Origin of the sequence: Comamonas sp. wu1-DMT (assembly GCF_040187805.1) — a bacterium.
Classification (GTDB): domain Bacteria; phylum Pseudomonadota; class Gammaproteobacteria; order Burkholderiales; family Burkholderiaceae_C; genus Comamonas; species Comamonas thiooxydans.
Genome location: NZ_JBANEM010000006.1, coordinates 109,368 through 122,924 on the forward strand (window position 1 = coordinate 109,368; position 13,557 = coordinate 122,924).

14 protein-coding genes are annotated in these 13,557 nt (G+C 62.5%); 4 read left to right on the forward strand and 10 right to left on the reverse strand.

Annotated features, from left to right (window positions below; translation table 11 throughout):
* Window positions 1-252 precede the first annotated feature (252 nt).
* From V8Z78_RS10870 to V8Z78_RS10885, 4 genes are all read left to right on the forward strand, one after another.
* Window positions 253-1,626: an aspartate aminotransferase family protein gene (locus tag V8Z78_RS10870; protein WP_057094282.1), complete on the forward strand. Its 1,374-nt coding sequence runs from the start codon at window positions 253-255 to the stop codon at window positions 1,624-1,626.
* A gap of 188 nt (window positions 1,627-1,814) precedes the next feature.
* Window positions 1,815-2,876, forward strand: coding sequence for a GNAT family N-acetyltransferase (locus V8Z78_RS10875; protein WP_046461139.1), 1,062 nt, complete (start codon window positions 1,815-1,817; stop codon window positions 2,874-2,876).
* Window positions 2,873-3,772 carry an arginase family protein gene (locus V8Z78_RS10880; RefSeq protein WP_349731360.1) on the forward strand — a complete coding sequence of 300 codons (900 nt, stop codon included), beginning with the start codon at window positions 2,873-2,875 and terminating at the stop codon, window positions 3,770-3,772. The genes V8Z78_RS10875 and V8Z78_RS10880 overlap by 4 nt, the downstream gene beginning before the upstream one ends.
* A gap of 47 nt (window positions 3,773-3,819) precedes the next feature.
* A complete protein-coding gene (locus V8Z78_RS10885; RefSeq protein WP_057094281.1) occupies window positions 3,820-5,121 on the forward strand; it encodes an SAM-dependent methyltransferase in 1,302 nt (433 codons plus the stop codon).
* A 27-nt stretch (window positions 5,122-5,148) separates the two neighbouring features.
* Here V8Z78_RS10885 and V8Z78_RS10890 read toward each other — a convergent pair whose 3' ends face one another.
* From V8Z78_RS10890 to V8Z78_RS10935, 10 genes are all read right to left on the reverse strand, one after another.
* The gene (locus V8Z78_RS10890) at window positions 5,149-6,153 is read right to left on the reverse strand and encodes an ABC transporter substrate-binding protein (RefSeq protein WP_280006480.1); all 1,005 of its coding nucleotides are present in this window, start codon (window positions 6,151-6,153) and stop codon (window positions 5,149-5,151) included.
* A gap of 14 nt (window positions 6,154-6,167) precedes the next feature.
* On the reverse strand, window positions 6,168-6,497 hold the full coding sequence (locus V8Z78_RS10895) for a 4Fe-4S dicluster domain-containing protein (RefSeq protein ID WP_003069544.1): 330 nt from the start codon (window positions 6,495-6,497) through the stop codon (window positions 6,168-6,170).
* Complete coding sequence (locus V8Z78_RS10900) at window positions 6,494-8,125, reverse strand: FAD-dependent oxidoreductase (protein WP_034363127.1); 1,632 nt, start codon at window positions 8,123-8,125, stop codon at window positions 6,494-6,496. The genes V8Z78_RS10895 and V8Z78_RS10900 overlap by 4 nt, the downstream gene beginning before the upstream one ends.
* 151 nt (window positions 8,126-8,276) lie before the next feature.
* The gene (locus V8Z78_RS10905) at window positions 8,277-9,482 is read right to left on the reverse strand and encodes a DegT/DnrJ/EryC1/StrS family aminotransferase (protein ID WP_349731361.1); all 1,206 of its coding nucleotides are present in this window, start codon (window positions 9,480-9,482) and stop codon (window positions 8,277-8,279) included.
* Window position 9,483: 1 nt separating this feature from the next.
* Window positions 9,484-9,870, reverse strand: a complete 387-nt coding sequence (locus V8Z78_RS10910) for a DMT family transporter (RefSeq protein ID WP_003069549.1) — start codon at window positions 9,868-9,870, stop codon at window positions 9,484-9,486.
* Window positions 9,871-9,882: 12 nt separating this feature from the next.
* Window positions 9,883-10,251, reverse strand: coding sequence for a DMT family transporter (locus tag V8Z78_RS10915; RefSeq protein WP_003069552.1), 369 nt, complete (start codon window positions 10,249-10,251; stop codon window positions 9,883-9,885).
* Window positions 10,244-11,152: an alpha/beta hydrolase gene (locus V8Z78_RS10920; RefSeq protein WP_003069554.1), complete on the reverse strand. Its 909-nt coding sequence runs from the start codon at window positions 11,150-11,152 to the stop codon at window positions 10,244-10,246. The genes V8Z78_RS10915 and V8Z78_RS10920 overlap by 8 nt, the downstream gene beginning before the upstream one ends.
* On the reverse strand, window positions 11,149-11,862 hold the full coding sequence (locus V8Z78_RS10925) for an MtnX-like HAD-IB family phosphatase (protein WP_003069555.1): 714 nt from the start codon (window positions 11,860-11,862) through the stop codon (window positions 11,149-11,151). Before V8Z78_RS10925 ends, V8Z78_RS10920 begins: the two co-directional genes overlap by 4 nt.
* Window positions 11,855-12,790 (reverse strand): HlyD family secretion protein, encoded by a 936-nt coding sequence (locus V8Z78_RS10930; RefSeq protein WP_003069556.1) that lies wholly within the window; start codon window positions 12,788-12,790, stop codon window positions 11,855-11,857. The genes V8Z78_RS10925 and V8Z78_RS10930 overlap by 8 nt, the downstream gene beginning before the upstream one ends.
* Window positions 12,791-12,792: 2 nt before the next feature.
* Window positions 12,793-13,548: an ABC transporter ATP-binding protein gene (locus V8Z78_RS10935; RefSeq protein WP_003069557.1), complete on the reverse strand. Its 756-nt coding sequence runs from the start codon at window positions 13,546-13,548 to the stop codon at window positions 12,793-12,795.
* Window positions 13,549-13,557 lie beyond the last annotated feature (9 nt).

Consider the following 13,557-nt stretch of genomic DNA (forward strand, 5'->3'; position numbering starts at 1 on the left):
GGCAGCAGTCTGGACGCCGCCTCAAGGACCTGCAGCAAGCCGCGCCCCGGACCTTGAACAGGGTCGGGCAAGCTGCTGCTGGCAGCTGCGCGCGCCCGGACACCTGTTGCCGCCGTTTGCGGCGCTGGAAATCGCCCGACGCAGAGCTCTCCACAATTCCCACACAAATGCTCGACAGCCCGGAAATATTGCAAACGCACACTGCTGCCGCATACCGTTGACCGAATCCATTTTTGCGGAGCGCTTTCTGCTGTGATCAATACTGCCCAATTGCTGGCTGACGAAGCCAAATACTGCTCGTTTGGCGACACCGTCCACTACGTCAATCCTCCAAAGATCTTCACGGGCTGCGAAGGCAGCTATATGTACGACGATGCCGGCACGTCCTACCTCGATCTGCAGATGTGGTATTCGGCCGTCAACTTCGGCTACAAGAACAAGCGTCTTGAAGCCAAGATGATCGAGCAGCTGCAGGAGCTGCCCCAGGTGGCCAGCCAGTATCTGCACCCCACCAAGATCGAACTGGCCAAGTTCATTGCCGAAGACGCCAAGAGCAAATGGGGCCACGACGGCCGCGTGCACTTCAACGTGGGCGGCGCGCAAGCCATCGAGGACTCGCTGAAGGTCGTGCGCAACGCCAGCGGCGGCAAGAGCCTGATGTTCGCGTTCGAAGGCGGCTATCACGGCCGTACGCTGGGCGCGTCCTCGATCACCTCCAGCTACCGCTATCGCCGCCGTTTCGGCCACTTCAGCGACCGCGCGCAGTTCATCCCCTTCCCCTACCCCTTCCGCCGCCCCAAGGGCATGACGGCAGAGGAGTACGCGGAATCCATCGTGGCCGACTTCCGTCGCAAGTTCGAAAACGAATACCACGCGGTCTGGGACCCCAAGACCAACCAGTGCGAATACGCAGCCTTTTACATCGAGCCCATTCAGGGCACCGGTGGCTACGTGATCCCGCCTGCCAACTTCTTTACCGGCCTGAAGAAGGTACTGGACGACCACGGCGTACTGCTGGTGGTCGATGAAATCCAGATGGGCTTCTGGCGTACCGGCAAGCTGTGGTCGGTGGAAAACTTCGGCATCCAGCCCGATGTGCTGGTGTTTGCCAAGGCCCTGACCAATGGCCTGAATGCGCTGTCCGGCCTGTGGGCACGCGAAGAGCTGATCAACCCCACGGTGTTCCCGCCCGGATCCACCCATTCCACCTTTGCCTCCAACCCGCTGGGTACGGCCCTGGGCCTGGAAGTCATGAAGATGACCCACGAGATGGACTTCGGTCGTCAGGTGCGCGAATCGGGTGCCTACTTCCTCGAAGGCCTCAAGGAGCTGCAAAAGCGCCACAAGGAAATCGGCGATGTGGACGGCCTGGGCCTGGCGCTGCGTGCCGAAATCTGCACCGAGGACGGCTTCTCGCCCAACAAGGCGCTGCTGGACAAGATGGTGGACATCGGCCTCGAAGGCGGCCTGGAATACCAGGGCCAGAAACGCGGCCTGGTGCTGGACGTGGGCGGCTACTACAAGAACGTGATCACCTTCGCGCCTTCGCTGATGATTTCGCGCAGCGAGATCGACGAAGCCATGGTGCTGCTGGATCAGTTGCTGACCAAGGCTAAAAAGGCGTAACCCCCTGAGCGGCTTTGCCTAGGCGGCCCCGCCGCTTCCCCCTCTGTCTTCGGGAGGGGGAAGACAGCCTCGCTGTGCGGCGGCGGGGGCCGCCCAGGTCTTGCTCGTTGTCTCTTGCTTGGGTTGTGCCAGTTTTCTGCGCTGCAGACACACTCAGGCGCCATCAAAACCGACTACAAAAAGGCGAAATGGCGACGGAAAATTTCCGCAACCAGCTCGAACCCAGTGGCTTGCTGCAGCAGTTCTCCAACCATCCTCCAGAAGGCTTTGCCTTGCTGAAGGAATGGCCGGCGCCAGCATTCACCGCCCCCTTCGATTTGCTGACCACCGCAGAAGACGCGCTCAAGGCGCGTCTTCTGTCGTTGCCGGGCGGGCGCTGGCTGAGCTCCAGGCTCAGGCTGAAGACGGACTTCATCGGCAGCACGGTCAGCGAGTATGCGCCCCTGCCCCAGGGCGTGGATGCGGCCACGCTGGCGCGGCAACTGCGCGCCGTGGCGGGCCGGACCATGCTCACCATCGTCAAGGATCTGCCGCAGGCATCACCCCTGCTGAGCGCCAGCGACAACGACTTTGCCAAGGCCTTGTCCCAGGCACTGGCCGAGCAAGGCTTTGTGGCGCTCGAAGGCCAGGCACTGGCCTATGTACCTCTTGGCTTTGCCAGCACGGACGAGTATCTGGCCGGCCTGTCCAAGAACCGCCGCAGCAGCCTCAGGCGCAAGCTCAAGAGCCGCGCACAGCTCTCCGTCCAGCGTATCCCTACCGGCGCAGCCTTTGCCGCTGATGCCCAGGTGGACGCCTACTATGCGCTGTTTGATGCTGTGTATGCGCAAAGCGACATTCACTTCGACAAACTCACGCGCGGCTTCTTTGCCGACTTACTGCGCGATGCGGACAACGGCGGCATCGTGTTCGAGTACCGGGATCGGCAAAGCGATGCTCTGCTGGGCTGGAATCTGTGCTTCGAGCATGACGGCAGGTTGATCGACAAATACATAGGTCTGTGCTACCCCGCAGCGCGCGAAGCGAATCTCTATTTCGTGAGCTGGATGGTCAATCTCGAATACGCACTGGAGCGGGGCCTGTCCCACTATGTGGCGGGCTGGACCGACCCGGAAGTCAAGGCCCAGCTCGGCGCCAGCTTCACCATGACGCAGCATCTGGTCTTCATCCGCAATCCCGTGCTGCGCGCCTTGGGGCGACGCTTCTCCGGTCTGTTTGAAAGCGATCGCCAGTGGAGTGACAAGCCATGATGCAACAAACACCTGTGGTGCTGGATGTCGATGGATCGGTAGGCCCGCTGCTCCAGGAGAAGCGGCTTGCGCTCGCCCAGTGGCAGGAACTGGTGCGCTTTGGCTGCGGCCTGCGCAGCTTCAGGCGCTTCAGCCTGGCCATGCAGGAGCAGTTGCCCGCGCAGCACGGTACCGTGCTCATGGGCAGCGGCGACTTTCACCATCTGAGCTGGCCGCTGATCGAGCGCTGCATCGCCCAGAAGGGCTTCAGCGCCAAGCATCCGCTGCGCGTGGTGGTGCTGGACAACCACCCGGACAATATGCGCTTTCCCTGGGGCGTGCACTGCGGCTCCTGGGTGCGACGCGTGGCCATGCACCCGGCCGTGTCGCAGGTCCATGTGGCAGGCATCACCTCGCAGGACATAGGCTCGGGCCACGCCTGGGAAAACTATCTGCGGCCGCTGCGCGCCGGCAAGCTCACCTACTGGAGCTGCGGCGTGGACACCGGCTGGGCCCGGCGCCTGGGCGCGGGCAAGGCGTTTCGCAGCTTTGCCAATATCTCGGAGCTGGTACAGGCGCTGTCCAACCATCTACATGACTGGCCGCAGGACACCTATCTGAGCATAGACAAGGATGTGTTCGCCGCCGAAGTCGTGCGCACCAACTGGGACCAGGGCCGGATGCTGGAAGAGCAGGCCGTGCAGCTGATCGATGCGCTGCGCGGACAGATCACGGGCAGTGATATCACGGGTGACGTGTCGTCATGGCACTATGGCACTTGGTGGAAACGACTGATGAGCGCGGGCGACGGCCAGGACACACAGATTGACGCCGCTACGCTGGCCGGCTGGCAGGCCGGGCAGCATGCATTGAACCAGCGGCTGATACAGCACATAGCGCTCAGCAGCACGAGTTAGAGCGATTCCACCGACCACTTTTCAACACTTCGCTTCAAGGAGCTGACATGCTGGACCGGTTGACCGAAAAATTGCTGCAACAGGTATTTGCACCTCTGGTCAAAACGGGACGGCTCGAAGTCACCACCCCTTCAGGCAAGGCGCTGATCTTCGGCGACGGCGGCCAACCCCAGGCGCGCCTGCGTTTTGCCGACAGACGCGCCGTCATTGCACTGCTGCGCGATCCCGACCTCAACTTTGGCGAGCTGTTCATGCAGCAGCGCCTGCTGGTCGAGCAAGGCACGGTCTATGACGTGCTGGAGCTGGTGCTACGCGGCGCCAGGCAGGTGCCCGTCAGCGCCACGGTACGCTTGCTCGATGCCTGGCGCATGAAGCTGCGGCCCTTGCTGCAGAACAATCTGCGCGGCAAGTCGCGTGCCAACGTGGCGCATCACTACGATCTGGACGACCGGCTCTATCAGCTGTTTCTCGACAGCGAGCGCCAGTACTCCTGCGCCTATTTCGAGCAGGGTAACGAAGACCTGGAAACGGCACAACTGGCCAAGAAGCGCCATATCGCCGCCAAGCTGCTGATCGAGCCGGGCCAGCGCGTGCTCGACATAGGCTGCGGCTGGGGCGGTCTCTCGCGCTATCTGGCCGAGGTGGGCGGTGCCGGCCATGTCACAGGCATCACGCTGTCCACGGAGCAGCTGGCCGGCGCGCAGTCCAGGGCCTCGCAATCCATCCATGGCGAGCGGCTGGAGTACCGGCTGGAAGACTACCGCGACACACAGGGGCCGTTCGAGCGCATCGTCTCTGTCGGCATGTTCGAGCATGTGGGCACGAGATTCCATGACGCCTTCTTCCGCAAATGCCATGAGCTGCTCAGCGAGGACGGCGTGATGCTGCTGCACTTCATCGGCAACAGCGATGTGCCCGACTTCAACAATCCCTGGATAGAGCGCTACATCTTTCCCGGCGGCCATATCCCGTCGATGTCGGAGTTCACGCCGGCCATAGAGCGCGCGGGGCTGGTGATCTGCGATATCGAGGTGCTGCGCCTGCACTATGCCCAGACCCTGCGCCTGTGGCGCGAGCGTTTCATGGCACGCCGTGCCGAAGCCGCCGCCCTGTATGACGAGCGCTTCTGCCGCATGTGGGAGTTCTATCTGTCCATGTCGGAGACCGCGTTCCGCTATCAGGACATCGCCATCTTCCAGGTTCAGCTGGCGCGCAGGCAGGATGCCGTACCGCTCACGCGCAGCTATATCGCCGAGCGCGAGACAGCACTGAAAGCCAGGGAGTCCGGACAGAAATGCAGAGTCTCCGCCATGACGGATCCCACTGAAGCAAGGGAAAATATCGCTTGATTCCAACGATCTTGTCAGAAGAAAAGCTCATGAAAACCCGGGAATCTTCCAGCTCTCAACGGAAAAATCCTTGCGCACCAGCTTTTCATTGAGCAGGAAGCGTTTGGCCTCGGAGATCAAATGCAAGCCTTGCTCCGGATAGGCCTGAGCGGGCAGATTACTCAATGCCACAGAGGCTTTGACCGCAGGCACCGGGAAACCGCTGGCCTCGGCATGAAACGCCAGATACGCTGCGCTGTCGCTACGAATCTCCCCCAGGGCAATGCTGCGTGCGCGACCCCAGGTAGCAGGAAATTGCGGCAACCTCGCAAGCAGTTTGGGAGAAATCACAATGACCGATGTGCCCAGCAGCGTCGGATACTGCGCAGCCTCTGCCAGAACCGGAAAGCCTTGCTGCGCCAGCAACGGCCCCATATTGATAGGTGCGGCAAACGCAGCCACATCCCCACGCTCCAGCGCCGGTGCACCGTCGCGCGGCAGCATATGCACCACCTTGACCCTGCCGCTCAAACCATGCTGCCTGAGCAGACCCAGCACAAAGCGGTGCATGTATGAGCCCAGAGCCACGCCAACGACTTTGCCCTTGAGCTCCTCCACCGTCTTGATGCCAGCCTTGGGCGTCAGCAGCCAGGTGTTCATGCCCACGCAATCAAAACCCAGCAACTTGCCTTGAAAGCCTTGCGCATGGGCGACCACTGCGGGTGTGTCGCCATAGATGCCGATGTCCAGATGGTCGGCAATGAATGCTTCGTTCAAGTCCGGTCCATTGGGAAACACACGGGTCACGACCTGGGAGAAGCCCAACGTGCTCAGTTCTCGCTGCAAGATGCCCTGCTGCAGCGCCCAGCCCGTGGCATAAGCAGGCCTCTTTCCAGGACCGATATAGCCGATACGCAAGGTCTGCGCCGCGCTTTGAGACTGCGCTTCACCCAGCATGGGAATACTTGCCGCCAAAGCGCCAAGCAGCCATTGACGACGATTGAAAGCGGCACAAGAGCCTGCTTCCGACAAACGGATTTCATGTTCTGACATGGATGACAAAATTTCTAATGCGCACGCGCCAGCAGCTCGTAGCTGGCATCCAGTGCCGCGGTAGATTGGCGACCTTTGCCCCAACCAACGGAGGCGCGATAGCTGCCCAGCAAAGCTTGCGTGGCAGGCGAAAGCTCATCCACATGGGCAGCCGCATCTGCCACCGGGGCAACATACAAGGCGTCCTCGGGGCAATACAGCTCGCACATAAAGCAAGTCTGGCAATCGCTTTGCCGGGCAATGCGCGGAGCCTGCCCTTTGACCATGTCGAACACATTGGTAGGACAGGCATGGACGCAGATATTGCAGCCGGTGCAACGCTCTGAGCTGATGATTTCGATCATGCGAGCACTCCTTCGGAAGACGGCACTTCTTTGACCCGCTGACGACGCACCCAGACTTCATCAAGGCCGCCAGAAATCAATCGATGTCTCTGGCCAGGGTCCAATTCTTGATGATCGCGACGGCGATGCATGCCCCGGGTTTCGGTACGCTGCAAGGCACTCCGGTACATCCATCGCGAGGTAGCCAGCATGGCTGTTGCCTCCCTCAGGCGCAGGCGCTCTTCGATGGACTGGAACTGCACACCAGTACGCAGGCGCAGCCACAAGGCATCAAGGTTCTGCAGAGACTGCTGCAACTCATCGGATTGGCGATTCCAGTTGCGCTCGTACGGGAAGACTTCGGCCTGTACCGCTTGAATCAGCTGACTGCTGTCCAGCCGAGCTTGACCCTGCTCCTCAAGACCTGGACTGCCTGCGCGGTAAAGCAGCCGTTTTTTCATCGGGTTATGCAAGGCAAAGCGCGCAGCGCCGGCACCAGCCCAGAATCCCGAAGAGAGCGCCCAGGCTGCGTTATGACTGCCGCCCCCGGTAAAGCCACCACAGATCAGCTCGCGCGTTGCTGCATCGCCTGCAGCGTACAGCCCGGCCACGGAGGTTGCACAGTCGGCATCCACCACATTCAGACCGCCAGTGCCACGCACCGTTCCTTCCAGCCGCAAGCTGACCGGGAACATTTCATGAAAAGGGTTGATGCCTTTGCGGTCAAACGAGACAAAGAAGTTGGGCTGTGCCGTGCGCATCCATGCCTGAATGCTCGCATCGGCTTTATCCAAGCGCGCAAAAACAGGCTGTGTTTGCAACGTCTGCGCAATGATGCTGCGCCCACGCGAAGACCCTGCACCATCGATCAGCGAGCCGTCTGCATAGTAAAAACTGGCCCAGTTGTAGAACAGGGACTTGGTGACCGAAGAGAACGCCGGCCCCAGCCCATAGGCATTGGAGAATTCCATGCCCGAGAGCTGTGCCCCCACCTCGGCGGCCATCAGGTATCCATCACCGGTCAGCACATTGCAGCCCAGCGCGCGGCTAAGAAAAGCGCAGCCGCCGGTGGCAATGATGGTTGCACTTGCACGCACAACCCAGGTATCTTCGGCTTGCCTGCGCACACCTGTTGCGCCGCATACCGTGCCAGCGTCATCCACGAGCAATTCCAGCGCCGGGCTATGGTCAAGAATACGTACGCCGGCAGCCTTGACCTGCTTGCGCATCAAACGCATATATTCAGGGCCTTGCAGGGAGTTGCGCCGCAGCTTGCCTTCCACATCGACAGGAAACGGGTAGCCCCATTCAGTCAACAGCTCGATGTTGTTCCAGGTCTGCTCCAGCACCCGATCCATCCATGCCTGCTCGGCCAGCATGCCGCCCATGGTGTAACGGCTGGCTTTGGCTTTCTCACGCAAATCCCCGGTATTGTCGACATGCCAAACGCCGCAGCCCGAAGGTGCAGTTGCGCCCGATGTTCCGCAATATCCCTTGTCGACCAGCAGCACGTTTGCCCCCTGGCTGGCCGCACTGATGGCAGCCCATGCCCCTGCTGGCCCAGCGCCGATAACCAGAACATCCACATCGTGCTGGCAGGCCCCCGCCGCGCTTGACAGCGCTTGCCTTGAGCGTTTTCCTACTCCCATTTTCACCACTCCTTGTGCCTTGATCTGCGGGGCAACAGGCCATGCAGTCCGTTCAAGTTCAGTGTAGAAACGAGCCGGCGAAAACAGAACGAATGGATTTCTATATCGTTATTGCAGACAGATTGCAGGCGTAGGCGTAGGCGTAGGCATATCAGCGTGCTGCCAGCGTGTCCAGCAAATCCGCAAAGCGCTCGTCATCCAGCCATGGGCTATTGCTGATGGCCAGCAAGCGCTGCGCCCAGTCGCGCGCCTGGCTGACCGCATCGTCGCGTGCAGCACCCAGTACATGGTCGTAGCGGCCATAGTCGGGCAGCACATGGACAAAGGGCAGAGACAGACCACAGCCACCGCCCCAATGCGCGCGCAGCACGGCATCCCTGGCCTGCTGGCTCGGCATGCGCAGCAGGATCACCGGCCACACGCCCTGTGCCCGGGGCACGGCATCCTGCACCACTTCCAGCCCGCAAGCCTGCAACTGAGCGATGCGCAGGCGGGCCTGTCCGGATGCTTGCTGCTGAAACCCCTCCAGCCGCCGCAATGCCCTGGCCCCCACGCTCTGGCGCCAGCGCCCCAGACTGTGCTGGGGAATGAGATCGTCGAAGTCATCGCCTGCGGCCTCTACCCAGTCACCACACGACAATGATTTCTCCAGCGGCTTGCCATAGGCCATGCGCAGACCCGAGGGCCGGTAGAGCATGGCGTAGCCCAGCAGCTCGATGCTGCGGCGCAGCTCCCACCACAGGCTGAACCGGGTGGCGGCGCCGGCTGCGCTCAGCGCAGCACGCATGGAAGGCTCGCGCGCCATCAGCACGCCACCTTCAAAGGTGCTCAACCCCTTGCCGACGGCCAGGCTGAAAAAGCCGATATCGCCTTTGAGGCCCACCGAAGCTCCGCCGCTGCGCGCTCCCAGCGCCTGGGCGGCATCCTCGATCACATAGGCGCCCACGGCGCGCGCGCATTGCAGGGCGGCGTCCACATCGGCCACACGCCCGCACAGATGCGTGGGCAGCACGGCCAGCGTCCGGTCGCTGCACAGGCGCTGCAGGCAGACAGGGTCCATGTCCAGCGCATCGGCGCGCAAATCGCACAGGCGCAGTTGCAGCCCGCACTGCGCAATCGCCAGCGCCACCAGCGGACAGGTATAGGCCGGTGCAACGACCTCGCTGCGCCCAGGACTGAGGGCCTGCAGGCTGCGCAGCGCCACCATCAGGGCCGAGGTCCCCGAGCATTCGAGTTGCACCGCCTCCACGCCCAGCCAGCCAGCCAGCTGTCCTGCCAGGCTGCCCGCACCCGAAGGCCAGAGGTCGCCGAGCTGTAGTGGCAGGCCGGCCGTTGGCGGCACCGTGGGCTGGCGCATGTCAGGCGGCCTGCTCGGCCTCTGGCTTCTCGCTCACCGCCAGGCACATGATGCCGGCCACGATGAACAGACAGCCAATGATCTGCGGCCAGCCAATGGGCTCGTTGAACAGCCAGTACGAGATCGCCAGCACCGAGATGATCTCCAGATGCGAGGCCGCGAATGCCGGGCCGATGGGAGCGTGCTTGAGCAGGCTCATCCAGGTGAAAAAGGCACCGATGTAGCCAACGAATGCACCGTAGATCCAGGGCTGGCTGAACACGCGCAGCAGCCAGCCGGTGGAGAACTCCAGCGGCAGTGCGGAATCACCGGCCTGCTTGAAGCTGAGCTGCGCCAGCGTGTCAAAGGCCATGAGTACCAGAAAGCCGACAATGTAAAAACGCTTCATAGCCGACGGCCCTCAGTGCAATCCAACGATGGCCACGCCTACGGACACCAGCACGATGCCGGCTACGCGCATGGGCGCGAGCTTTTCGCGAAACAGCACCCGGCCCAGAATCATGATGGCGACGATGTTGATCGAGCCCAGCAGCACCCCGTCCGACAGCGGCACCAGCGACAGAAATGCCAGCCAGACCAGAAACTCCGCCACATAGCAGGCAATGCCCACCCACAGCCAGGGCCTGGCCAGCATGAAGCGCCAACGCTCCGTGCCATTGCGATGCCCCGGCTCGCTGGCCGCGGCCTTGAAAGCCAGCTGTCCCCCGCTGTCCACCAGCACATTGAGTATCCACAGCGTCACCACCAGGGGCGAGAGATCACTACCCATTCGCACCCCTGGCAGGCGCTGCCGAGCTGGCGATGCGCGCGATGAACTCGTTGAGCTTGGCAATCACGGTGCGGCGCTCGCGGTCGATGGTGATCATGTGATAGCAATTGTCCAGCAGAACCAGGTCGACATGGGCGTTGACCGCGCCGCGCTGGATATCGTGGGCATTGCTGACCGAGGAAATATCGTCTTCCCGGGCGTGAATGACCAGACAGGGCGAGCGCAGCTGAGCCAGTCCGGCCTGCACATTCGCGGACAGGGCGCGCAGCTCGATGACGCTCCACCAGGGATTGCCGGGCAGGCCTGCGGCAGAGCTGTCGCCGCTGTTCATCTGCTCGACCACGCGCGCGCGCAAGGCCTCGTCCTTGATGCCGTAGGGTGGCGCCTCCATGAAGACGCTGTTGCGGCCAATGCCCAGCAGGCGGAATAGCGGCAGCAGGAACGCCAGCTTGGTATAGGCAGGGATGCTCCAGCCGTCATAGCGGAAGGTGGTGGACAGCGCGCAGACGCCCGCAACCTTGTCGGGATGGCGCTCGGCCACGGCCAGCGACAGCAGCGCCCCCATGGAAAGACCGCCGACCACCACATGGTCCACATGCAGCGAAAAGCGCTGCAGGCCCGACTCCACACTTGCCAGCCAGTCCGTCCAGCGAGCAGCCACCAAGTCTTCCATGCTGCCGCAATGTCCTGCCAGCTGCACCCCGTAGACCGTGAAGCCCTGCTTGTTCAGCCCTTTAGCGAGCAGGCGCATCTCGGCGGGCGTGCCGGTCAGGCCATGGATCAACAGCACGCCCGTGCGGGCATTGCGGCCTTCGCCGGGCATGACGAACTCATGCGGCGTCACGCACAGCTGCTGCAAATCCGGCTGCTGCAGCAGCCCCAATCCATCGGCCGCATTCATGCAATCTGCTCCATGCCGAGCAGGACCTGCTCCAGCAGCTGGGTGGCCTGCGCAAAATGCTCGAAGCGCGCGTGGGCAATCCCCTGGCTCTCGCAATAGTCGATGAGCTTGTACTTGGCCAGCACGAAATCCGCCTTGCCGGAAACGCAGAAGTCCGACGTGCTGTCGCCGATATAGAGCACCCGCCCATGAACGGCCTGCTGCTCGGCCAAGCGTTCGCACTTGCAGTTGCCGCTGGCCCGTGTGCAGCGATTGCTGGCCCAGGGCGAATCCAGTCGCCAGCTACGCTCGCCCGTCTGCACCAGATGGTTGGCGATCACTTCCAGATCCCCGAGGCCATGGCGTGCGAGCACATGGCGAATCGCATAGTCAATGCCGTCGCTGACGACCTGCACCTTGATGCCATGCAGCCTGGCCTCGGCCACGAAGCCGGCAAAGTGCTCGTCGATCTCGATGCTGTCCAGATGGTTCTGCAGTTCGACCTCGCTCATGTCCAGCAGGGCCACCTGCCCCTTCATGCATTCGCGCGAGCCGATATCGCCGCGCTCCCAGGCGTCTTCCAGTTCCTGCCAGCCCGGCTTGCCAAAGCGATTGAGCAGAGTATCGGTCACGTCCAGCAGGCTGATGGTGCCGTCGAAATCGCTTTGCACCATCCAGCCGGCCGCAGCTGTACCTGCAGGCGACGGGAAAATCTGAATGCGCTTATTCATGGAAACTGACCCTCACGTTCTGACCGACCTTGACATTGGCGGGCGGCTGGTCAAATGCCAGCACGCATTCCACAACCCTTACCGGGCCGCGCTGCGCGTCGTCCTGCAGCTTGGCCGCTCCATAGACGGGACTGATGCGCAACACGGTCGCAGCAGGAAACTCCTGGCGGGCAGCGCTGCCGTCTGCGTCCACCGTCACCAGGGCCTTCATGCCCTCGCGAATCGCCGTCACAAAGCTTTCGTTGACTTCGGCACGCACGATAAAGGGGCGCTTGGGCAGCAGCACCGCCACCGGACTGCCGCTTTGCAGCATGCTGCCGCCCTGTGCCTGCAGACGCACCACGACTGCGGCCTCGGGCGCACGCAGCTCGTGGCGCTGCAGCAGGGCCCGCAACTGCTCGGCCTTGCGCTTGGCGACCGTGACTTCTGCAGCCGCAATATCCACTTCGGACTGCGCATCACGCAGGGCCTGCACGGCTTCGTCCACGCTCTGCAGGTCCGCTGCCCCCTGTTTGGCAGCGGACTGCCAGCGCGTCAGCGTGGCCTTGAGCGCGGGCAGGCGATTCTGGCGCGTCTTGAGTTTGGTCTGCGCCAGCTGCAGCTCGGACTCCGCCACCGCCAGATCGGCGCGCGCCGCATCGTCGGCGAGACGCAGCACTGGCTGGCCTTTCTGCACGCTCTGGCCTTCCTTGACCAGCAATTGCTGCACCACGCCCGATGCGGCAGACGAGAGATCGAGCAGACCGCCTTCGACATCGATCTTGCCCCGCGCAACGGCTACCTGGCTTTGAGGCTTGATCTGGGCTGCGGCCGGCGTGATCACGGAGGCTGCGTCCTGAGACGGAGAGCACCCGCCCAGCATCAGCACGGCAGCCGCCAGCAGCGGCGCGCCCGACACAATGCTGAGACGAAATGGGCTTGGGTTCATGTTTATTCCTTGATGGGGCTGTTCTGGCGCCAGTCGCTGCGAATGGCGCCGTCTTCCATGCCCAGCACACGATCGGCGTGGCGTACCAGGCGCGGATCATGGCTGACGCAGAGCACCGTGGTGCCGTGCGTGCGCGCTGCACGGTGCAGCAAATCAATGACACGCTGGCCGCTCTCGGCGTCCAGCGCACTGGTGGGCTCGTCGGCGAACAGCAGGCGAGGCTGCTTGGCCATGGCACGTGCGATGGCCACACGCTGCTTCTCGCCGCCCGACAGCTGGGCCGGGCGCATATGACTGCGGTGCGAGAGCCCCACTTCATCGAGAGCCTCCTTGGCACGGCGCAATGTCTCGGCGTTCTTGAGGCCCATATAGCCAAGCGGCAGCTGCACCTGCTCCAGTGCCGTCAAGGCCGGAAACAGATTGAAGCCCTGGAAGACAAAACCCGTATGACGCAGACGAAATTTCTCCAGTGCCGCCGTACCGAGCTTGGCCAGGTCCTCGCCCAGTGCCAGCGCATGGCCGGCATCGGGCTTTTGCAGTCCCGACATCAGCGACAGCAGCGTGCTTTTGCCGCAGCCCGAAGGGCCGGAGATCAGGCTCAACTCCCCCGCATACAGGCTGACGGACAGTCCTTGCAGCACATGCACCTGGACGATGCCCGACACAAAGGATTTGTCGAGACGCACGGCCTCGAGGCTGGGCGCTGCATCCTTGACTGCAGCAGAATTTTTGATGCGCTCCATGGTCTCGGCTTGCATGTTTCAGGC

What these genes read in the sequence shown, in the direction of transcription:
- V8Z78_RS10875 (WP_046461139.1), top strand. Translation starts at nt 1,815, where the DNA reads ATGGCGACGGAAAATTTCCGCAACCAGCTCGAACCCAGTGGCTTGCTG.
- V8Z78_RS10880 (WP_349731360.1), top strand. Translation starts at nt 2,873, where the DNA reads ATGATGCAACAAACACCTGTGGTGCTGGATGTCGATGGATCGGTAGGC.
- V8Z78_RS10885 (WP_057094281.1), top strand. Translation starts at nt 3,820, where the DNA reads ATGCTGGACCGGTTGACCGAAAAATTGCTGCAACAGGTATTTGCACCT.
- V8Z78_RS10890 (WP_280006480.1), bottom strand. Translation starts at nt 6,153, where the DNA reads ATGTCAGAACATGAAATCCGTTTGTCGGAAGCAGGCTCTTGTGCCGCT.
- V8Z78_RS10895 (WP_003069544.1), bottom strand. Translation starts at nt 6,497, where the DNA reads ATGATCGAAATCATCAGCTCAGAGCGTTGCACCGGCTGCAATATCTGC.
- V8Z78_RS10900 (WP_034363127.1), bottom strand. Translation starts at nt 8,125, where the DNA reads ATGGGAGTAGGAAAACGCTCAAGGCAAGCGCTGTCAAGCGCGGCGGGG.
- V8Z78_RS10905 (WP_349731361.1), bottom strand. Translation starts at nt 9,482, where the DNA reads ATGCGCCAGCCCACGGTGCCGCCAACGGCCGGCCTGCCACTACAGCTC.
- V8Z78_RS10910 (WP_003069549.1), bottom strand. Translation starts at nt 9,870, where the DNA reads ATGAAGCGTTTTTACATTGTCGGCTTTCTGGTACTCATGGCCTTTGAC.
- V8Z78_RS10915 (WP_003069552.1), bottom strand. Translation starts at nt 10,251, where the DNA reads ATGGGTAGTGATCTCTCGCCCCTGGTGGTGACGCTGTGGATACTCAAT.
- V8Z78_RS10920 (WP_003069554.1), bottom strand. Translation starts at nt 11,152, where the DNA reads ATGAATGCGGCCGATGGATTGGGGCTGCTGCAGCAGCCGGATTTGCAG.
- V8Z78_RS10925 (WP_003069555.1), bottom strand. Translation starts at nt 11,862, where the DNA reads ATGAATAAGCGCATTCAGATTTTCCCGTCGCCTGCAGGTACAGCTGCG.
- V8Z78_RS10930 (WP_003069556.1), bottom strand. Translation starts at nt 12,790, where the DNA reads ATGAACCCAAGCCCATTTCGTCTCAGCATTGTGTCGGGCGCGCCGCTG.
- V8Z78_RS10935 (WP_003069557.1), bottom strand. Translation starts at nt 13,548, where the DNA reads ATGCAAGCCGAGACCATGGAGCGCATCAAAAATTCTGCTGCAGTCAAG.